20 protein-coding genes are annotated in these 21965 nt (G+C 41.3%); 6 read left to right on the top strand and 14 right to left on the bottom strand.

The window, feature by feature from the left end; all coding sequences use genetic code 11:
• Positions 1-55 precede the first annotated feature (55 nt).
• Positions 56-667, top strand: a complete 612-nt coding sequence (locus C1A09_RS09450; protein ID WP_101543328.1) for an HdeD family acid-resistance protein — start codon at positions 56-58, stop codon at positions 665-667.
• A gap of 41 nt (positions 668-708) precedes the next feature.
• On the opposite strand, the gene C1A09_RS09445 is transcribed toward C1A09_RS09450, so the two are convergent.
• Positions 709-1302: a master DNA invertase Mpi family serine-type recombinase gene (locus C1A09_RS09445; RefSeq protein WP_101543326.1), complete on the bottom strand. Its 594-nt coding sequence runs from the start codon at positions 1300-1302 to the stop codon at positions 709-711.
• A 420-nt stretch (positions 1303-1722) separates the two neighbouring features.
• Here C1A09_RS09445 and C1A09_RS09440 point away from each other — a divergent pair, with 420 nt between their 5' ends.
• The 3 genes from C1A09_RS09440 to C1A09_RS09430 all read left to right on the top strand — a co-directional run bounded on the left by C1A09_RS09440 (position 1723) and on the right by C1A09_RS09430 (position 3971).
• On the top strand, positions 1723-2187 hold the full coding sequence (locus C1A09_RS09440; RefSeq protein ID WP_018668061.1) for a DUF4494 domain-containing protein: 465 nt from the start codon (positions 1723-1725) through the stop codon (positions 2185-2187).
• 127 nt (positions 2188-2314) lie between these two features.
• Complete coding sequence (locus C1A09_RS09435; RefSeq protein ID WP_101543322.1) at positions 2315-2980, top strand: YggS family pyridoxal phosphate-dependent enzyme; 666 nt, start codon at positions 2315-2317, stop codon at positions 2978-2980.
• Positions 2981-2993: 13 nt separating this feature from the next.
• The gene (locus tag C1A09_RS09430) at positions 2994-3971 is read left to right on the top strand and encodes a dihydroorotate dehydrogenase-like protein (protein WP_101543318.1); all 978 of its coding nucleotides are present in this window, start codon (positions 2994-2996) and stop codon (positions 3969-3971) included.
• Positions 3972-4062: 91 nt separating this feature from the next.
• Here the strand turns inward: C1A09_RS09430 and C1A09_RS09425 are convergent, their stop codons facing one another.
• Both C1A09_RS09425 and C1A09_RS09420 read right to left on the bottom strand, forming a co-directional pair.
• A complete protein-coding gene (locus C1A09_RS09425; RefSeq protein ID WP_101543315.1) occupies positions 4063-5967 on the bottom strand; it encodes a polysaccharide biosynthesis protein in 1905 nt (634 codons plus the stop codon).
• A 77-nt stretch (positions 5968-6044) separates the two neighbouring features.
• Positions 6045-7370, bottom strand: coding sequence for a PhoH family protein (locus C1A09_RS09420; protein ID WP_101543312.1), 1326 nt, complete (start codon positions 7368-7370; stop codon positions 6045-6047).
• Between the two features lie 94 nt (positions 7371-7464).
• Between C1A09_RS09420 and C1A09_RS09415 the strand changes: the two genes are divergently transcribed.
• On the top strand, positions 7465-8718 hold the full coding sequence (locus C1A09_RS09415) for a bifunctional folylpolyglutamate synthase/dihydrofolate synthase (RefSeq protein WP_101543310.1): 1254 nt from the start codon (positions 7465-7467) through the stop codon (positions 8716-8718).
• Here C1A09_RS09415 and C1A09_RS09410 read toward each other — a convergent pair.
• From C1A09_RS09410 to dnaN, 7 genes are all read right to left on the bottom strand, one after another.
• Positions 8686-9060 carry a RidA family protein gene (locus C1A09_RS09410; RefSeq protein ID WP_101543308.1) on the bottom strand — a complete coding sequence of 125 codons (375 nt, stop codon included), beginning with the start codon at positions 9058-9060 and terminating at the stop codon, positions 8686-8688. The two genes, C1A09_RS09415 and C1A09_RS09410, sit on opposite strands and share 33 nt — an antisense overlap.
• 290 nt (positions 9061-9350) lie before the next feature.
• The gene (locus C1A09_RS09405; RefSeq protein WP_101543306.1) at positions 9351-11054 is read right to left on the bottom strand and encodes a tetratricopeptide repeat protein; all 1704 of its coding nucleotides are present in this window, start codon (positions 11052-11054) and stop codon (positions 9351-9353) included.
• 61 nt (positions 11055-11115) lie between these two features.
• Positions 11116-11868, bottom strand: a complete 753-nt coding sequence (gene rlmB, locus C1A09_RS09400) for a 23S rRNA (guanosine(2251)-2'-O)-methyltransferase RlmB (protein WP_101543304.1) — start codon at positions 11866-11868, stop codon at positions 11116-11118.
• Positions 11869-11954: 86 nt separating this feature from the next.
• Positions 11955-13619, bottom strand: a complete 1665-nt coding sequence (recN, locus tag C1A09_RS09395) for a DNA repair protein RecN (protein ID WP_101543302.1) — start codon at positions 13617-13619, stop codon at positions 11955-11957.
• Between the two features lie 34 nt (positions 13620-13653).
• Positions 13654-14877, bottom strand: coding sequence for a bifunctional phosphopantothenoylcysteine decarboxylase/phosphopantothenate--cysteine ligase CoaBC (gene coaBC, locus C1A09_RS09390; protein WP_101543300.1), 1224 nt, complete (start codon positions 14875-14877; stop codon positions 13654-13656).
• A 79-nt stretch (positions 14878-14956) separates the two neighbouring features.
• Entirely contained in the window at positions 14957-15727 is a 771-nt protein-coding gene (locus C1A09_RS09385; RefSeq protein WP_101543298.1) for a 3'-5' exonuclease, read from the bottom strand.
• A gap of 161 nt (positions 15728-15888) precedes the next feature.
• Positions 15889-17013: a DNA polymerase III subunit beta gene (gene dnaN, locus C1A09_RS09380; protein ID WP_101543297.1), complete on the bottom strand. Its 1125-nt coding sequence runs from the start codon at positions 17011-17013 to the stop codon at positions 15889-15891.
• A 164-nt stretch (positions 17014-17177) separates the two neighbouring features.
• On the opposite strand from dnaN, the gene C1A09_RS09375 reads away from it, so the two are divergent.
• On the top strand, positions 17178-17546 hold the full coding sequence (locus C1A09_RS09375) for a DUF3127 domain-containing protein (RefSeq protein WP_101543295.1): 369 nt from the start codon (positions 17178-17180) through the stop codon (positions 17544-17546).
• A gap of 42 nt (positions 17547-17588) precedes the next feature.
• Here the strand turns inward: C1A09_RS09375 and C1A09_RS09370 are convergent, their stop codons facing one another.
• From C1A09_RS09370 to C1A09_RS09355, 4 genes are all read right to left on the bottom strand, one after another.
• Positions 17589-19220: a DUF3352 domain-containing protein gene (locus C1A09_RS09370; RefSeq protein ID WP_101543479.1), complete on the bottom strand. Its 1632-nt coding sequence runs from the start codon at positions 19218-19220 to the stop codon at positions 17589-17591.
• 73 nt (positions 19221-19293) lie between these two features.
• The gene (locus tag C1A09_RS09365) at positions 19294-20058 is read right to left on the bottom strand and encodes an MBL fold metallo-hydrolase (protein WP_101543292.1); all 765 of its coding nucleotides are present in this window, start codon (positions 20056-20058) and stop codon (positions 19294-19296) included.
• Positions 20059-20081: 23 nt separating this feature from the next.
• Positions 20082-21083 (bottom strand): UDP-N-acetylmuramate dehydrogenase, encoded by a 1002-nt coding sequence (murB, locus tag C1A09_RS09360; RefSeq protein ID WP_101543290.1) that lies wholly within the window; start codon positions 21081-21083, stop codon positions 20082-20084.
• Between the two features lie 24 nt (positions 21084-21107).
• On the bottom strand, positions 21108-21956 hold the full coding sequence (locus tag C1A09_RS09355; RefSeq protein ID WP_101543288.1) for a DUF4348 domain-containing protein: 849 nt from the start codon (positions 21954-21956) through the stop codon (positions 21108-21110).
• Positions 21957-21965: the final 9 nt, after the last annotated feature.

The following is a 21965-nucleotide window of genomic DNA, read 5'->3' as shown; positions in this document are numbered from 1 at the left end:
TGAGTTGTTACTTCACTAATCAATTTATAACAATCATTTAAAATTAAAAATTCACATGAAAACTATTTTTGATGAAATGAAACAGGAAGTGAAAAATTGGTGGATTTCACTTATTCTCGGTATCCTGTATATCGTAGTGGCCTTGTGCCTAATGTTCGCCCCGCTCAGCGGGTATGCAATCCTGAGCGTTCTGTTCAGCATTTCCATGTTGTTCAGCGGTTTGCTGGAGATTTCCTTTGCTGTGAGCAACCGGCAACGGATATCAAGTTGGGGATGGTATCTGGCAGGAGGTATCATAGACATGATCTTGGGCTTCTATCTAATAGCTTATCCTCTATTGAGTATGGAAGTAATTCCATTTATCATCGCTTTCTGGTTAATGTTCCGGGGGTTCTCTTCTGTAGGTTATGCTATGGATTTAAAAAGATATGGAACCAAAGACTGGGGATGGTATATCGCATTCGGTATCCTTGCCATCATCTGTTCATTCATTATCCTGTGGCAACCGGCAGTAGGCGCTATCTATGCAGTTTATATGATTTCGTTTGCTTTCCTGATTATCGGTTTCTTCCGCATCATGCTCTCCTTTGAACTGAAAAACCTTCATAAACGAGTAACAGAAAAATACAAAATGGGAAAAGATGACAAAGAAATACCGGTTGTATAAAATTCAGGCGAATAATAATTCGCCCGAATAACAATCACGTTTTACCTTTTGTGCAGAAAGCGGAACATCGTTGTTCTAGACACTCCCATTTGTTTGGCGAGAGCAGAACAGGATGCTCCCCTTCTTCGTTCCATCATCACCAAACGCCGGTTATCGATGAGCATATTCATCTTTGGCGCATCCCCCTTTCTACGTCCCAGACATACCCCCTCTTTCTTTCTGCGTGCCAAAGCTTCTTTTGTACGCATAGAAATCAGATTACGTTCAATCTCCGCCATTAATCCAAAAGCAAATCCAAGTACTTTACTATTGATATCATTTTGAAAGATGTATCCTTCTTTGGTACTATACAATACCACTCTTTTCTTAATACAAGAATTAAGGATAGTCATAATCTCAAGTAATGTACGACTCAAACGCGAAATTTCAGTTACAATCAACGAATCACCGGGTTTCATACGATCCAGTACTCCCGACAATTTTCGATTCTTACTACTCACACTTCCACTGACTGTCTCAGTGTACCATTTGTCGATAATCAAACCGTTTCTATCTGCGAAACGTAAAATCTCTGCACGTTGGTTTTCCAGGAACTGTTTTTCCGTGCTCACTCTTAAATAAGCGACTACTGCCATAATTTTGTTGTTTTATTGGTTTTACGCCGCCAAAGAACGGTTATTCCGACAAAAACGCCAACGTATAGTCCCGTCGGATTATTCAGAACTAAGGATGTGTTTTTCGTTTACTCAATTTTGAATTAGGAAATATAATAAAAAAATAGGAATGATAGGTAATGCCTATCAGTATCAATTATGAATTAAACTTTAATACCCGGCACCCAACAAAAAGTTCTTCAAAAACATAATCTTCTTTTATACAGAAAAAGTATTTTTTCCTCTTTTTCATTTATCTTTGTACATTCATTCTTGATTTAAGAAAGAAGAAGATGCTTCGACAAGTTCAGCATGATAGATGGAACTGTCATTTTCAAGCAAGGAGAAGTAATCTTATATGTCAAAAAACAACAAACATTATTAATTAAAAATCAGAAGATTATGGCAATGCATACTTGGTTTGAGTGTAAAATCCGTTATGAGAAAACAATGGAAAACGGAATGAACAAGAAAGTTACCGAACCATATTTAGTAGATGCACTCAGCTTTACAGAAGCAGAAGCACGTATTATAGAAGAAATGACACCGTTTATCTCCGGTGAATTTACGGTATCGGATATCAAACGGGCTAATTACAGTGAGTTGTTCCCTTCAGAAGAAGATGCTGCCGACCGCTGGTTTAAATGCAAACTGGTGTTCATCACTTTGGACGAGAAGAGTGGGGCTGAAAAGAAAACATCTACCCAAGTACTTGTACAAGCTGCCGACTTGCGGGATGCAGTGAAGAAACTGGATGAGGGTATGAAGGGTACAATGGCTGATTATCAGATTGCATCGGTAGCTGAAACAGCCATCATGGATGTATACCCGTATAGTGCGGAACCTAATGACAAACCGGAAGTTTAAGAGCAGATATGAGGTATAAAGTATGAATTGCGATGTAGTGTATATGTATACCACACAATTTATGACTTAATACATCTTCACAACTTATACTTTATACTTCATCCCTCATGCTTTATACCTTAATAAGATGATCGCAGAGAATTTAAAACAAGTATTGAGCGAATTGCCTGAAGGGGTACGATTGGTTGCTGTTTCCAAATTTCACCCTAACGAGGCGATAGAGGAAGCCTATCGTGCCGGGCAACGTGTGTTCGGAGAGAGTAAGGTGCAGGAAATGACTGCCAAGTATGAGAGTCTGCCCAAAGATATTGAATGGCATTTCATAGGGCATCTGCAAACCAACAAGATTAAATATATCGTGCCATATGTAAGTCTGATTCATGGTATTGATTCCTATAAACTACTCACAGAAGTTAATAAACAGGCTGCGAAAGTAAACAGAACTATAAACTGTCTGTTACAACTACATATCGCTCAGGAAGAAACTAAATTCGGTTTCAGCTTTGACGAATGCAGGAAAATGCTGACAACCGGAGAGTGGAAAGAGCTCAAAAACATTCGGATATGTGGATTGATGGGTATGGCTACAAATACGGATAATACAGAACAAATCAAAGCTGAATTTTGTTCTATAAGTAACTTCTTCAATGAAGTAAAGTCCACGTGGTTCATCAACGAAAAGACTTTTTGTGAATTATCTATGGGAATGTCGCACGACTACCATGAAGCTATTGCCGCCGGAAGTACATTGGTACGCGTAGGAAGTAAGATTTTTGGAGAAAGAAACTATTAATAACCTAATTATCATGGCAACATTAGAAACTACTTTTGCCGGGTTAAAACTTAGAAACCCGATTATTATCAGCAGTTCCGGACTGACCGACAGTGCTGCGAAGAATCAAAGACTTTATGAGTCAGGTGCAGGAGCTATCGTACTAAAATCTCTTTTTGAAGAGCAAATCATGTTGGAAGCCGATTGGCTTGGTGATCCCAATATGTATCCGGAAGGCAGTGATTATCTGGTGGGATACATCCGTGAACATAAGCTGGGCGAATATCTGGAACTGATTAAGGAAAGCAAAAAGGTTTGCGATATTCCTATTATTGCCAGTATCAACTGCTATCAGAATAATGACTGGATTGAATTTGCCAAGAAAATAGAAGAAGCCGGTGCAGATGCCCTGGAAGTTAATATACTTGCCTTGCAAACTGACATACAATATGCATACGGTACTTTTGAACAACGCCATATTGATATACTCAGTCATATCAAAAAAACAATCAATATCCCCGTTATCATGAAATTGGGTGACAACCTGACTAATCCGATTGCGCTCATTGACCAGTTATACGCTAATGGAGCTGCAGCAGTGGTCATGTTCAACCGTTTTTACCAACCTGATATCGATATTGAAAAAATAGTTCAGACTTCAGGTAATGTATTCAGCAATGAAAGTGATTTAGCTAAATCTTTGCGCTGGATAGGTATTGCCTCAGCCGCTGTGGATAAACTGGACTATGCAGCATCAGGGGGTATACACAGCCCTGAAGGTGTTGTAAAAGCTATACTTGCAGGTGCATCAGCTGTGGAGATTTGTAGTGTACTATACCAAAATTCATACGGTACTATTAACGAAACTATCCATTTCTTAAATGACTGGATGGAACGTAAAGGCATGAAGAATATCAAACAATTTAAGGGAATGTTGAATGTAAACGACCTGAATGGTATAAATACATTCGAACGTACACAATTCTTGAAATATTTCTCATCACACAAATAAGAAGCAGACTAAAAAATAAAGCAACGCCCCGTAACATAATATTGTTACGGGGCGTTATATTTATAAGTGATTTCCTTATAATAACATCTTATCAATTCTTTTTATCCAACGCCTCGAAACAAGAATTTTTACTAATAAATTCGGGAACGATATCTTTCATAGCAGCCACAATCTTCATCTGATCATAAGTATAGCTGACATCAATCAATTTTTGGATACGTTCCTTCACTTCATCATAATCATACTCACGCACGGTGGCAATCATAATCTTCTCATGGTAGGTGGGTTTCGTAAGTTCCTTTACGTTAAGCAATTCTTCATACAACTTTTCACCATGGCGCAAACCTGTAAATTCAATCTTCACATCCATACGTCCCGAAAGACTAATCATCCGTTTAGCAAGTTCTACAATCTTCACCGGTTTACCCATATCAAAAATATAAATCTCTCCCCCATTCCCCATACTTCCGGCTTCAAGTACCAAGCGACAAGCCTCAGGAATAGTCATAAAATACCTTATAATTTCGGGATGAGTCACGGTCACAGGACCACCACGTTGTATCTGATCACGAAAACGAGGAATAACAGAACCATTAGAACCCAATACATTCCCAAAACGCGTAGTGATGAACTGAGTAGCATGTCTTCCCTCCTGTTGTAACTTCTTTGCCAATGACTGCACGTAGATTTCACAGATACGTTTGGAGCACCCCATCACATTGGTAGGATTTACCGCTTTATCCGTAGAAATCATTACAAATTTTTCCGCACCGTATTTCACAGCTAAATCAGCCACTGTACGTGTTCCAAAAACATTCACCTGAATGGATTCCGATACATTATCCTCCATCATCGGTACGTGCTTGTAGGCCGCGGCATGGAAAATATATTGCGGCTTAAACTCCTTGAAAATATCTTCCATACGAGTTGCATTGGAAATATCAGCAATGATAGTCGCAGCATCTATATCCCTCCAGCGATCTTGCAACTCCAAACGTATATCATGCAAAGGAGTTTCTGCCTGATCCACCAGAATTAGCTTATAAGGATTGAAAGAAGCTACCTGACGCATGATTTCGCTACCAATGGAACCGGCAGCACCGGTAATCATCACACGCTTACCTTCCAAATGGGAAGCAACTTTATGAATATCTATTTCAATGGGATTACGCTGCAAAAGATCTTCAATCTGTATTTCCTTCAACTGGGTACGATTCAACAACTGACCGTTCCACTCACTTAATGAAGGAGCGGTCAGCAGTTTAATATTGTGTGCCAACAAGCGGTCTGCCATATCAGACTTTTTCAACGCTTCCATCTTGGCAGGAGATACGATTATAGTATGAACATCACGATCTTCCAGATTGTCAATCAATGTATCGTCATTAGGATAGACCTTGACACCCATCATCACTTTATTAACCAGTTCCGACTCATCTGCTATAAAACCGCGTAAACGATAGTGGTTACGCAAATTGACACGCAATGACTTTGCAATATTTACTCCGGCTTCTTTAGCTCCATAAATAAAAACATTGGCACTATGTGAACCATCAAAATTCAAAGCTTCGAAAAATATCTTTACGACAACGCGAGAACATGCCATCATAGCAAAGCTGATAATATAGGACATAAACAATACCGTAGCAGGTGCAAATGTTATTCCCATAAAACTCTTAACCAGCACACTTGATATCAACAGCAAAGCGTAAGATACCGTAAGAGATACAAAAATACGCATGATATCGACAAACGATGAGAAGCGCAAAACATTAGAGTATGTACGAAATACCCTAAAAAAGATTAAATTGACAATGACAGTCCATACAATCGTTGTATCTATGGAAGATGATTCCATAAAAAGACTCCTAAAATCATATCGCAGCGCATAGGCCAATAAACTGGATACAACAATAATAAGTACATCAATCAATAGAACAGTCCATATCGGCAATACCTTCGCGGAAAGGTACCGATGAAAAAAGTTTCGCTTCATTTCGTTTGACAGTTTTTGTTTTAGGCATCGCAAAGATACACTATTTTTATCAAAGCGAATAAGAAATAGATAAAATTTTACATTAAATTACTTGCCAATTCACTCAACTGGCTACGTTCTCCTTTTACCAAATTTACATGAGCAAATAAATTTTGATCTCTCATACGGTCTATCATATAGACAAGTCCATTGGACTGGCTATCCAGATAAGGTTGGTCAATCTGCTGGATATCTCCCGTGAATACCATTTTAGTACCCTCTCCCGCACGTGTAATGATGGTTTTGATTTCGTGTGGAGTAAGATTTTGTGCTTCGTCAATAATACAATAAGTTTCGCTCAAACTACGTCCACGAATGAAAGCTAATGCTTCGATAACGAGTTGGTCACTTTTCTGCATATCTTCCAAACGTTTCACTTCACTTGAATTGGATGCAAACTGATGCTTGATGACATTCAAATTATCGAACAATGGTTGCATATAAGGAGCTACTTTTTCATTAGCATCACCGGGCAAGAAGCCTAAATCTTTATTGGAAAGAGCAACAATAGGTCGTGCCAACAAAATTTGTTTATAATCGGTCAATTTACCAAGCGCAGCAGCCAAAGCCAACAAAGTTTTACCAGTTCCCGCTTTCCCCGTAAGAGCAACCAATTTAATATTGGGGTCATTCAACACTTCAAAAGCAAAACTCTGTTCAGCATTACGAGGTTCAATCCCGTAATTCTTTGTCTTATTGACACGGCATACAGAATGAATAAAAGGATTATAACGCGCCAACACACTACTACGGTCACTCTTCAATACAAAACATTCATTAGGATGAAGAATATCTTTAAAGTCAAATTCACTGATATCCAACCCTTCCCTGGATGAATAGATACGATCTATCAAAGAAGGATCCACACCTTCAAACACTTCATTGGATTTTTCGAATATATCTACATTGATTACCTTATCATTTATATAGTCTTCACACAAAAGTCCGATAGAACGTGCTTTCATACGCAGATTGACATCTTTGGTGACAAGGATAGATTTCATTTTCGGTTTCTTTTCAGTGAGCCAATCTACAACCGACAATATCTGATGGTCGGGAATACGCTCAGGGAAAGAGTCGTGTACACGGGGAGAATCTACGGCACCGGCAACAACAAAAAGACGTCCTAACCCTTCACCCAACGGAGCACCTTTCGTAAAAAGACTATCGTCGGTAATCTGGTCGAGTTCACGAACAAACTCACGGGCATTGAAATTGATCTGTTCGTTGCCTTTCTTGAATTTGTCGAGCTCTTCAAGTACTACAATGGGAAGATAAATATCATTCTCCTGAAAATTCTTTAGACAGTTATAGTCGTGAAGGATAACGTTTGTATCAATCACAAAGTTTTTCTTTGTTCCCATACTCGTTAGATTTAAATTGTTTATATCTTTGTTGCTCCTAAGATAACAATTTAAAAGAAAGAAAAGATTGCTTTCTTGTTAATTTTCATAAAACATGGACTATCAGAACACTTTAACTTACTTATATAACAGTGTACCTATGTTCCAGCAAGTGGGTGGCTCTGCTTACAAAGAAGGATTGGAAAATACCAAGGTACTAGATGAACACTTCGGACATCCCCATCGCTCATTCCATAGTATTCACGTGGCAGGCACCAATGGTAAAGGTTCTTGTTCGCACACATTAGCGGCTATACTACAAGAAGCAGGTTACCGTGTAGGACTTTATACTTCTCCTCACCTTATAGATTTCCGCGAACGGATACGCATCAATGGACAACCTGTTCCGGAAGAATACGTCGTACGATTCGTAGAGAATGAACGTAGTTTCTTTGAACCGCTCCATCCTTCCTTCTTCGAACTGACCACCGCTATGGCATTCTGTTATTTCGCTGATGAGAAAGTAGATGTAGCCATCATTGAGGTAGGATTGGGAGGCCGACTGGATTGTACTAATATTATCCGGCCGGACTTGTGTATCATTACCAATATCAGTTTTGACCATACGCAATACTTAGGAAATACATTAGCCAAGATTGCAGGAGAGAAAGCAGGCATCATCAAAAGTGGTATTCCAGTAGTTATCGGAGAAACCACTCCTGAAACCAAACCTGTATTCCTGAACAAAGCGCGAGAGGTAAACGCACCGATTTTCCTCGCTGAAGAAAATGACCGTGAAGATTATCCCGGTGTGGAAAGCGAATTGAAAGGTTTGTATCAGAAGAAAAATACCCGTACTCTCCTCACTGCCCTACCTTTATTAAAAGAAGCAGGTTACCGTATCGATGAACAAATCGTACGCAACGGATTTGCCAGGGTTTGTGAATTGACGGGGTTGATGGGACGCTGGCAAAAGTTACAGGAATTTCCTACCCTGATTTGTGATACCGGTCATAATGTCGGAGGGATTACATATATCGTGGAACAATTGAAACAACAGCCTTACCGTCACTTACATATTATAATAGGTATGGTGAATGATAAAGATATCAGTGGCGTGCTGGCGTTACTGCCTCGGGATGCTACCTACTACTTCACCAAAGCCAGTGTAAAACGTGCGTTACCCGAAAATGAGTTGTATAAACTTGCTTCTTATGTAGGATTACAAGGAGATTGCTATCCGGATGTACCTTCTGCCGTACAGGCTGCACAAGAAAAAAGCCTCCCGGAAGATTTTATCTTTGTAGGAGGCAGCAGTTTTATTGTTGCGGATTTGTTAGCGAACCGCGATACACTCAATCTCCACTAAGGCATCCTTCGGAAGCGTTTTCACAGCAACAGCCGAACGAGCGGGAAAAGCACCGTCAAAATAAGTGGCATATACCTTGTTCATATCTGCAAACAAAGACATATCCGCCAGAAAAACGGTAGTCTTCACGATATTTGCCATGCTCAGTCCTGCTTCTTCCAGAATGTGCTTCACATTCTCTAAAGATTGACGGGCTTGTGCTTCGGCTCCTTCCGCCATCACTCCTGTCACCGCATCAATAGGTAACTGACCGGATACAAACACCATACCATTAGCTTCAATCGCTTGACTGTAGGGGCCTATTGCGCCCGGTGCCTTTTGGCTACAAATTACTTTCTTCATAATCTTTTTATTCTTTTATCGGTTCATATCAGGTATATCATATTTTTTTGACTACAGTAAAAAGCCAATATGCTATACCTCAAAAACATTTTTCACTATATTCAAAAAAAATCTGTCAATAGATGCAGTATTCATGAAATCCGTGCATTTACTATACAAATACACAAAAGAAATTTCACTCATAACCTGTTATACCTAGACTTAACTTTTATTTCAGTAGGGGGGAGTTTCCCCACATAAAGGCTCTGCTTGCGAAAACAGAGCCTTTATCTTTTTTATACTTTCTCTTCTTATTTGCAATGTTTTTGAATCAACTCATCAACATTAGGATCACCCAGTTCTTTCGCTTTGGCAAAATTTTCGCAAGCTTCTTGCTTCTTCTTCATCTGCAAGTGGGCAATTCCCATCAGACGATAAGCTTCGGCATATTTAGGATCTATTGCCAAAGCATCTTGCAAAGCCTTCAAGGCCGCTTCATTACGTCCTACACGCATATTAACTACTGCCAATTCGGCATAGTAGGTCAGTTCCTTCGGATTTAGCTCGATAGCTTTCGCCATATCATCCAACGCACGCTGGAACTGCTTTGCTTTCATAGCAGCTTGTTCGCGATAGTAATAGAATACATCATTCACGTTACCCTTCACGGCTTTATAATAAGCGTCATAATCAAGTATCGCTCCCCGGGCTTGATTTGCATCCATACGAACTCTCGCACGTTCCAATAAATAAGGCGCAGCTTCGGTGGTATACGGTTCTGTGAAACGTGACATGCAGCTATCCATCAGAGCTAACACATCTTGAACGGGAGCTTTCATCAGTTCTTTAGTCTTGGCAGTACTGAAAAAAGTAGCCGGCGATACCAGATTAGTTTGGTTTACCTTCTCATAGCACACAAGTGCTGCAGCATAATTCTGTTTGGCAAATTCGATATCGCCTTCCAACTGAACATAGACCGGAAGTTCCTCAATGGCTATTGCTTTCTTTATTTCCTCCAAAGCCTTATCATAGGACCAATCTTTATATACCTTTTCCGGCTGTCCCAGTATATAATTATAAATCAACTTGGCACGGTTATAATAAACATCATCCTTCTTATTTGCCACGTCCAAAGCCTTGTCCATATCAGCTACCACTTTAGCTATGGAAGCCTCATCTTGGGACACGTATATCTGCTGCGTGGCACGACGGACATAGCCATCCGCACTATTCGGATACTGAGCGACAAAATCATCCAGCAATTGGGAATATTTTTCAGGAGAAAGCTGTGAAGAAGCCATATAAAGGAAAACCAAAGCCGTTTCCTCGGTATCGGGTAAAGCTTTCTTGATGCCGATATTCTTCAAAGACATATCACTGAAGGAGAATGCATTCACAGCCTGTACCATTGCAAAATTAGCATCTACCGCATAACATATTGTGGCAGTATCTTTACCGGAGGATTTCTGAGTTAATGCAAACACCTGCCCTTCTTCAGTCATCACAGGACAACTTACCATCTTATCCTTCAGATGTACATTGAGCGTGTAATAATAGTATTTATCAGAAAACTTATCTTCCGCTTTCACCTGGCCGGAAGTATAAGAACGGTCTTTCTGTGTGGAATATGGAAGTATATACACAGTGGCATCAACAGGAGGATTTACAGTTGCCAAGGCCAGTGCGGGAACTTTTTTGGAAGTAATACCTACACGAAACTTGACAACATCATACATATCATTTGCTCCCATAATAGAAACTACCGGCATTTGCGTACCCTCCGAATTCATTACTATAGCGCGCTGCGCACCTTTGAAAAGTGTATAATCGGACAAAGCGACACCGTCTTCCGTGACGAAAAAACCGTTTCCGGTATTCAGTATTTTATCATTCTCATCGTATGTCACCACCGAAAAAACGGCGCGCTTGGCTTTTTCAACCCATTTGGGCGATTGAGCTACACTCCACTGAGCCAAGAGACAGAGGGCAAGCATCAAGAATACTTTTTTTCTCATATTTCATTCATTGTTATATCGTATATACACTTGAAGTAAATGTATCATGTATTTACATCATCTATTTCTCAGAGACCGTAATACGTTGTTTTACAGCTTCATAAATCAGAATACCAGCTGCAACAGACACATTAAGCGACTCTATGGAACCGAGCATGGGAATTTTCACCCACTCGTCACACAATGCCAGATTGTCGTATGAAACACCTTTATCCTCAGCCCCCATAATGATACACATGGGACCGGTATAATCTGCCTTTGTATAATCGTAATCTCCTTTTTCAGTAGCCGCCACAATATGGAAACCGCTATTTTTGAGATATTGCAAGGTGTCTTTCAGGTTCTGTTCACGACAAACGGGCAATGTATGCAACGCACCTGCCGAGGTCTTCATCGCATCAGCATTCACCGACACACTATTTTTGGCCGGAATTATCACCGCATCCACCGCCGCACATTCACACGTACGGGCAATGGCACCAAAATTACGGACATCCGTTATACCATCCAACATAACAAACAAGGGGTTCTTGCCTTGCTCGAAAAGGAACGGAACCAGATCTTCCGTCTTCTGGTAAGTAACGGCCGAGACAAAGGCTATCACTCCCTGATGGTTCTTACGTGTAATGCGGTTGATACGTTCTACCGGAACGCGTTGCACCGGAATTAAAGTTTCCTTTAAAGCAGCAAACAGCTCTTTGGATAAATCACTTTGGATATCTTTCTTAACCAATATTTTGTCTATCTCTTTCCCTGCTTGAATGGCTTCAATCACAGCGCGAACGCCGAAAATCATTTCACTTTTATCTGTCATCTTTTTACTTATGATTTTACTATTTACAACTTACGATTGGGATTATTTCTTAATACCAACTCCAATCTCTTTTCAACGATGAATTCTTAACTCTTGATTTTCAACAGAGCTTTCGCATTATTCAAAGCCGCTTCGGTCAAAGCAGCACCACTTAGCATGTGGGCTATTTCCTCTATCCGCTCTTCATCGGTCAAACAACGGATGTGACTATTTGTCTCTGTCTCATTATCTTGTTTGTACACTTTATAGTGAGCACGTCCACGCGCAGCAATCTGCGGCAGATGAGTAATACTGATAACCTGACGGTCATGATCACCCATTTCCTGCATGATATCTGCCATACGGTCGGCAATTTCACCGGAGACTCCGGTATCTATTTCATCGAACACAATAGTAGGCAGTTTCACCGCTCCGGCTATCATTGCCTTGACTGACAACATCACACGGGCTATTTCACCACCGGAAGCCACTGAGGAGATACTCTGCAAAGTTCCGTTCTTATTGGCGGAGAACAAAAAGTTCACTGTATCCGCACCATGCACACCCGGTTCTTTACGCACTCCTATTTCTACTTGGAAACGGACATTGGGCATGCCTAACGGCATCAGACGCGCCGCCATTTGCTTCTCAACTTCACAGGCTGCAGCAGTACGGGCTTTTGTCAATACGGCAGCTTGTTTTTTCACTTTATTATATAGAGATTCGCAACGGGCTTTCAGTTCTTCTATCCGCTCATCCGAAGACGTAATGTTAGAAAGTTTGGCTGCATATTCTTCTGACAAAGCCAACAACTCGCCTACCGTAGATACCCGGTGTTTCTGCTGCAACGAATAAATCAAATTAAGCCGGTCATTCACTTCATCCAGACGGACAGGATTAAACTCTATTTCTTCTCCCTTATCGGAAATTTCCTGGGAAATATCTTTTAATTCGATATAAGTACTTTCCAGCCGTTCGGCAAGTTCTTCTGCCGACGGATAGACTTTTTGTAAACCTTGCATCGTGTTCAGACACTCTTTTAAAGCAGAAAGCAATCCTCCTTCGTCCGACATCATAATTTGGTCGGCACGATACAAACCTGCTTTTATTTCTTCTGCATGACTCAAGGTATCGGCTTCCTGTTCCAGTTCCTCTTGCTCACCAGCAGTTAAATGTACCTCTTCCAACTGTTCCAACTGGAAACGGACATAATCTTCATCCGCCCTATCCTGCTCGGCTCGTGCAATCAGTTCTTCCAAATCCTGCTGCGTCTGCTTCCACTCCCGATAGAGAGACTGGTAGGCCGACAAGGCTTCTTCATCGTGCGCCAATATATCCAGCACATTGAGTTGGAAGCCTTCTTTGTTCAGCAACAGATTTTGGTGTTGTGAATGGACATCGATCAGTTGTTCACCCAGTTCCCTCATCTGCACCAATGAAGCGGGAGTATCGTTGATAAAAGCACGGCTCTTGCCCGAAGCATAAACTTCACGACGAAGAATACATTCGTCTTCATACTCCAGTTCATTCTCCTCAAAGAATGAACGCATGCCGTATGCGCCTATCTCGAAACGAGCTTCAATCACACATTTTGAAGCACCCAAACGGATGGATTTTACATCGGCACGTTGTCCCAGCAACAAACCGATGGCACCCAAAATAATAGATTTTCCGGCACCTGTTTCTCCTGTTATCACGGAGAAACCACTACCGAAGTTTATATCGAGTTTCTCGATAAGAGCGTAATTCTGTATGTAAAGTGAACACAACATGGCTACATTTACAATTTAATGATATACTAATTGATCATTTACTCTTCAGTACCTCTACCAGATGGTCTATGATGTCAGCAGCCACTTCAACTTTGGATTTCAAAGGGTAGTCCGTCTTACCTTTCCGGTCTATGATACTTACTTTATTGGTATCACAACGGAAACCCGCCCCCTTATCATTCAAAGAGTTGAGTACGATAAAATCCAGATTTTTCCGGTTCAGTTTATCTTCCGCATTATGCTGTTCATCATTTGTCTCAAGAGCAAAACCTACCAATACTTTCTCCGGATACAACGCTTTAAGATTTCCCAGATAAGCAGCTATATCCTGCGTAGGCTTCAGGTTCAATGTCATTTCACCTGTCTTTTCCCGTTTGATTTTCTGATCTGCCACCTGTTCCGGTGTATAGTCGGCTACAGCCGCGGTCAGGATAGCGGCATCCACATTGCCAAACAATGAAGTGACGGCATTGAACATCTGTTCTGCCGACTCCACATCCTGCCTCATAAAAACCGGATAATGTGTCTGCTGCTGGACAGGACCCGTCACCAATATAACCTTCGCGCCTCTGCCGGTACATTCATCGGCAAGTGCAAACCCCATCTTACCGGAAGAATAATTACCGATGAAACGTACCGGATCAATTTTCTCGTAAGTCGGTCCGGTAGTTATCAAAATGGTCTTTCCTAACAAATCACCTTCTGTCTTTGCGAAGTATTCTTCCAAACGACGGATAATAACCTCCGGTTCCTCCATTCGTCCTTTACCAACCAAGTGGCTTGCCAATTCGCCCGTACCCGGTTCAATGATATGATTTCCGTAAGAACGCAACATATCCAAATTCTTCTGTGTGGAGGGATGGGCATACATATCCAAATCCATGGCGGGAGCAACGAATACAGGAGCCTTTGCCGAAAGATAAGTGGTTATCAACATATTGTCGGCAATGCCATTTGCCATTTTTCCGATAGTAGAAGCGGTTGCAGGAGCTATCAACATGGCATCTGCCCACAGTCCCAAATCCACATGGCTGTTCCAAGTACCGTCACGTTGTGCAAAGAACTCGCTAATAACAGGTTTGCTGGTCAGGGCGGACAGAGTGATAGGTGTAATAAATTCCTTACCGGCAGGGGTTATTACAACTTGCACTTCTGCTCCCCGTTTTATCAGTCCGCGAATAATATAGCAGGCCTTGTATGCGGCGATGCTTCCTGTGATACCCAATACGATTTTCTTTCCTTTCAGAGTATTTGCCATGAAAATTATGTGATTACTAATTACTAATTGCGTGAACTGTCTTCAATTGATGTAAAAATGCTACCAAGATAAAAAATTGTCATTTTTGAGTCATCTCACGCAAACGGATCTTGGTCAGCACAGCTTTGGTGTTCAGTGTAAAGTCACTGTTCTGTATCCAACTATAATAACCGGGATCACGCTTCAACACCTCCGATACGGGTATACCTTTGTACTTGCCGAAGTTAAAGACTTCCACACCCTTTTCATCATAGACCATACGACCGGCAAAATCTACGTTTTTATTAAAACTGGAGTAATCTGCAAGGAAAGCTATATCATTCTGCAATTCCTCATAACGGTCAAGCTGTGACATCAGTACTTCGTAGGTAGCACGGGTATCGGCTTCCGCAGTGTGGGCATCTTCCAGGTTCTTACCGCAATAAAATTTGTAAGCGGCAGACAAAGTACGCTGTTCCATCTTATGGAAAATAACCTGCACATCCACAAATTTACGTTTAGATATATCAATATCCACATCGGCACGCAGAAACTCTTCGACCAGCACAGGGATATCGAAACGGTTGGAATTGAAACCGGCAAGGTCACATCCCTCAATGTCATTCGCTATGTTTCGCGCCACTTCCTTAAAAGTAGGACAATCTGCTATATCCTCGTCATAGATACCGTGAACGGCGGATGCCTCGGCAGGAATATGCATTTCGGGATTGATACGCATAGTCTTGGACTCCTCATTACCGTTGGGATATACCTTAAGATAACAAATTTCTACTATCCGGTCTGTATTGATATTGGTACCCGTAGTTTCCAAATCGAAAAAGACAATAGGGTTCTTCAAGTTTAATTTCATTATGTATTTCTTTATATAAGTTCACTGCAAGTACATGAAAACTTTGAAACCACAGATTACACAGATTAGCACAGATAAATCATATATTTGGAAAATAATCTGTGGAAATCTGTATAATCTGTGGTTCAATGAACTAATGTCCTTGTGATGATAAATTATTATTAATCATTCAGCATCATCGGCATCAACAGCATCAATAAATCTTCATTTTCTTCCTGCTCTACCGGAATGATGACACCGGCACGTGACGGATCGGCCAATTCGATAACAACTTCATCGGCAGAAATATTATTGAGAATATCAATCAGGAAAGTAGATTTAAAACCGATACTCATCGGATTACCCGCATATTGGCACATCAAACTTTCTTCAGCGGATGTAGAGAAATCGATATCCTGTGCCGAAATTACAATCTGGTTCTCTTGCATACGCAACTTGATAAGACTGCTTGCCTGTGAAGAAAAGATAGATACACGGCGCAATGCACCAACCAGTTGTTGGCGGTCTATCGTCACCTTATAAGGATTATTCTGCGGAATTACGGAATTATAGTTCGGATAACGTCCTTCAATCAGGCGGCACACCATTCGGTAGCTTGCCAACGTAAACACCGCATTACGTTCGTCAAACTCAACAACTACCGCACCTTGTTCCTTCGGCAACAGATTCTTCATCAATGAAGCCGGTTTCTTGGGAAGGATAAAAGCAGCACGTTCGTTACCTTTGGCAGCCAACGTTTTACAACGTACCAGCTTATGGCCGTCGGAAGCTACCATCGTAATATCTTCTGTCGTGATGTCAAAATAAATACCATTCATCACCGGACGAAGTTCGTCGTCAGCCGTAGCAAATACGGCGCGGTTGATACCTCCCAACAAAATCTGTGCATCCATTTCCACACGTACGGCATTTTCACCCAACATCGCTGATTGCGGAAATTCATCAGCATTCTGCCCCACCAGACTATATTTACCATTCTGATACTGTACTGTTATTTCCAATGATTCCGGATTAACGTCGAATGCCAACGGTTGCTCAGGAATTTCCTTCAAAGCGTCCAACAATGTCTTGGCAGTTACGGCAAAACGTCCGTCCATATCACTTTCGTTCACTTCAACCGTAGTAACCATGGTCGTTTCACTATCGGAAACAGTTACTGACAAAGTTCCATCCTGTAGTTCAAATAGAAAACAATCCAAAATAGGCAGCGCATTTTTTGAATTAATCACGCGGCTGATAGCCTGCAAATGGCTGGAGAGCGCAGTACTCGAAACGATAAATTTCATATATTCTGTATATTTAAGTTTTAATTTTATCCTTCTTGTTAACTAACGGACAAAGTTAAAAAAAGAATTCCCTATGACAAAGAAATAGCAAGAAAAAACAGTCGTTTATTCGTCTCATATTCCTAAAAAATTGTAACTTCGCCGCATCATTAAAAAAGAGAACAATGGAATTTACAGGAAAGATTATCGCTATACTCCAGCCCAGAGGTGGAGTTTCAAAGACGGGTAACGAATGGAAGGCACAGGAATACGTGATTGAAGATCATGGTCAATATCCCCGCAAAATGTGTTTCGATGTTTTCGGAGCAGACAAAATTGATCAATTCAACATCCAGATGGGTGAAGAATTGACCGTTTCTTTCGACGTAGATGCACGCCAATGGCAAGATCGCTGGTTCAACAGTATCCGTGCATGGAAAGTAGAACGCGTAAACGCCGCCGCACCTGCACCAGGCGCTCCTGTTCCACCGCCGGCACCAACTGCCGCACCGGAATTTCTGGCTGGAGACGTCAAGGACGACCTGCCGTTTTAACTGATAATTGAAAAAGGATAATATAGATTACATTATCCTTTTTCAGTTCTTATAAAGCAACACGATATTCGGATAAACCACTCCTTCCACACACGTAAACTGTACGGCAATCATAAAATGACGAAAGAATTTTGCCTGACGAAAAAAGAAATTAGGCACTAACCGTACATAAGTTTCAGGCTGGTCCATCATTTTCTCCATGTCCACCATCATTGCAAAGTTGTAAACCGGTGAAAGACTCCCTGCACTTTCTTCGTAAACTGAAGTTCCATCCAAAATTTCATTACTTTCTATCGCATCGATATAGGCCGAAAGACTCTGCGCATCTGGCGCCAACAGTAAGTTCCCCCGATAGAAGCAAGCATAAGTGTAAAGAGCGGATTTTGTAATACCTGTGAGTTGTGTCAACATCGTATTCCGAGGTAACAAATACTGCTGAAACCTTCTTGCGTGAGGATACAAGGCATATTTCGGCAAAGATTTAGGTACAGTCGGAGCATCTTCCTCTTTCGGAGTTACATACAATAAATTTTGCAGGCGATGCTCCGCCCTACTCTCATTTTTCACCGGAATACTCATCACCGCACAAGGATGGACATCCGTTGTATCTTTCGATTGAAAAAGACAGGACATGATATTTTCTCCAGCATATTCCTTAAAAAAATGCATCCACTCTTCATCTCTCTGCTTGATATAATCAGAATACGTGGCCTTTGCATATTCCTGCCGCGCAGTGAAGTTAAACATCGATTCCATATCCGAAATAGCCCACTGGTCGTAAAAGAAAGTAGATGCAGGCAACCATTCACCCGGAAAGCCTTCTATTGGTTTTTGTTTACGCAGCGCATTGATAAACGTCTGAGTACTATCCGTCCCATGGCTGACGCCCGAACAATAGATAGCCCCCTCATTAAACTTCATGTCAAATTCCGCCCAACTACCCAGATGAGTTTGAGCACGGATACCATCTGTATCTTTACCCATATCAACCTCCTTCATACGCATATAAACGGTGGCTGCCACATTACTATTCTTGCCGGCATGCATAGTACGAAAAGAAGAAACATCCATTAGTGATTTTTTAGAATGACGGGCATCGATAACCTGTTCTATCAAACGCTTTTGAAAACTGATGGCTAAGAAATCTTCAGTAAAATATGCAGCAAGAAAACGTCCGTCATTCATTGGATAGATACGTATTTCCTCGCCCCCGTAGTCGAAGTATTTAGAAGGGAATGTACTGGAACAATATTTCTGAATAAATGACTCAACCAACCCGTAATCGCCCGATCCCAAACTACAATACAACACTTGGTTCAAAGGTGTATCAGGCTCATGGAAACTTATAAGTACCTTATTCATCTGTTTACTAAGTCCATGCGGAATATCTCCAGCCAACGTATGCAGATAATTCTTCAGATAAACAAAAAGTTCGGATACATATAAGAAATGATTGTCCTTACTGCAATTCAGCTGATTGATATCTTCTACCAAATCTGATACCCGATCGGTTTCGAGTACAGCAACAGCATCCTGCGGAACTAAAGTATAAAGATTGAAATCTTTTTGATTATCTACTGCATTCAAGCGATAAAACGAATACACACCGAAACCCGTACATAATAAAAGTACGGATACAATGACTGCTATTCGTATAAGGAGTCGGAGCTTCATGGTATTCAATTCATCAACATCTGGCAAAAATAAACATTTCTACTAATAAAACAAAACAAATGTTTTAAAAAGTTTAGAAAACTATTTCAAGGCCATCATAAGCAAAATGAACATGAGACGGAAGTTGCTTACTGATTTCAGCATGCAGTCCGGCATGATGGCTCATGTGGATGAAGTAGGTTTCTTTCGCTCCAATCCGTTCCGCAGCTACCAGCGCCTCGGATATACTTTGATGTGTGGGATGCGGCTGAGGACGCAGAGCGTTCATTACGAGAACATCCAATCCTTTCAATTGTTCATAAGCTTCTTCGGGCATCGTGTGCATATCCGTGATATATCCCAAACATCCGCCAATACGATATCCCAATATCGGTAATTTACCATGCATCACACGCAAAGGCATCACCTCCGTATTATGAATATAAAATGATTTACCCGCCTCTACTTCCTGAAGATAAATACGAGGTACTCCCGGATATATTTTATCCACAAAACAATAGGGCATTCTTGCCCGCAAATGAGTAGCCGTATAAGTATCCGAATAAACAGGTATTTCCCCGAAACGGCAGAAAGGGCGCAAATCGTCCAAACCGCCCACATGGTCGTAATGCTCGTGTGTAATGAGCACACCGTCAATCTTCTCATAAGAAGAGGTACGCAACATCTGTTCCCTAAAATCGGGACCACAATCTATCAATATCACCGCATCATCCGTATGCAGCAGAGACGATGCACGCAAACGGTTATCACGAGGATCAGCAGAAGTACAAACAGGACACGTACAACCTATTTCCGGCACCCCGGTAGAAGTTCCGCTCCCTAATATTCTCAGTTTCATTGTTCATTATCAATTATCCATTATCAACTTTCAATCAGACAAACTTCCGGATAAATTTCAATACCAAACTTCGCTTTCACCGACACTCTCACAGCATCCGAAAGGGCTACCACATCTTTTCCTTCCGCCCCACCCAGATTGACCAGTACCAATGCCTGTTTATCATGAACGGCAGCAGATCCCAACGCCTTACCTTTCCAGCCACATTGATCTATCATCCACCCCGCAGGTATTTTCACACGGCCGGCATCCACATCATAATGGGGCATTGCCGGATATTGACGCAACAATTCCTCAAATCGGGCACGAGACACAATAGGATTCATGAAAAAACTCCCGGCATTACCCAGTATCTTCGGGTCGGGCAACTTGCTCTCACGGATATCGATAATCACTTTACGTAAAGTTTTCAGGTCAACTGCAGGATACTTCGCCAACTCCTGACGTATAGTACCGTAGTCCAACGTATACTGTTCTTTTTTACTCAATCGAAAATTGACATGGGTGACAAATACCGACTTCATTTCCGGACGTTTAAAAAGGCTTTTACGGTAAGCATACTCACATTCGTCCACACAATAAACACGTTTATCACCCTGAATGTTCACAGTCTCCACCGAAGCAATCAGGTCTTTCACCTCCACACCGTAAGCTCCGATATTCTGTACCGCACTCGCTCCTACCTCACCAGGTATCAACGAAAGATTTTCGGCACCATACCATCCGTGTTCCACACAGCAAGCCACAAAATCATCCCACACCACACCGGCTCCTACACGCACCGATACGCTGACTTCATCCTCCGCCGTTACTTCCACCCCATGTATACACGAATGTAGCACCGTACCTTTATAGTCGCCAACAAACAACAGATTACTGCCTTGCCCGATATGCAGAAAAGGAGAAGTAACATACCCATTATCAATCAGTTTTTTTAATTCTTCTACTGAACCATACTCCACAAAAGTGGCGGCTTTCACATCAAATCCAAATGTGTTAGGTATATTCTTTCTTCTGCAAATCATTATTAATCAAATTCTTTATTAAAATCAAATGCTTGTATCTTCATATTTATACATTTCCCATTCCCCTCCCCGTTTCCGGAAATAGAAAATGTTGGAATAACCATTGCCGATACCGTTCACTTTCAGGATTTTGGAGGTCGACCGGTCTTCGTTCTTTTGTCCGTAATTGATATTGGAAAGTCTATCAACAGGCATCAACGGGCGGAAAGCATACCACTGGTTTACATCAAGCGTAGTTTCCAGGATAGCAAATTCATCATCAGGATCTATGGTGATAAATTGCAATGGGTCACTAATGTGCCGGCTCTGATACAGGCTATCTGTAGCAAAACGGGTATAAAAGTCTACAAAATCTTCATTTTCCCCCTTTTCTATCCGGCGCAGATTGATTGCTTCAAGCATCCACATTCCTTTGATACGCTGAAAGTAGTACTTCTTCACCATACGGGTTTTGAGGTAAATCCATTCCACCTGTACAGATGTCAACGCCGTATCCCCCACCATATCCATATCGGCTTCCTTATCGAAAAGCAATGTATAATAGTTCTGTTTCGCAAACAGATAATCATGTTTCCAATACTTCTTTTCGATTTTCGATGGGGTATCAACGTTATAATAAGGCAAAGGAAAAACCGTCCTTTGCTTTTGCAAGGTATCGTCCGTAGCGTAGTTGAAGATAAAATCATCAAACAACTCGTCAGCTTCCAGCGGTTTCGGTTCTTCCTTTACCTCTACCTGTTGTAGTGTATCGACCTTATGATTGGCCGAATCCACCATTTCAGTAATAGTAGAGAAGGGATCCATTTTCACTTTACGGTTTCCACAAGAAACGCATAAAGCGAGTAACAAAAATCCCATTACTAATTTTTTCATCCTTTACGG

The sequence above is a fragment of the Bacteroides cutis genome, assembly GCF_900241005.1.
Taxonomy (GTDB): domain Bacteria; phylum Bacteroidota; class Bacteroidia; order Bacteroidales; family Bacteroidaceae; genus Bacteroides; species Bacteroides cutis.
The sequence above is the reverse complement of the archived record's forward strand: the minus strand, read 5'-3'. Positions and strand labels throughout refer to the sequence as shown.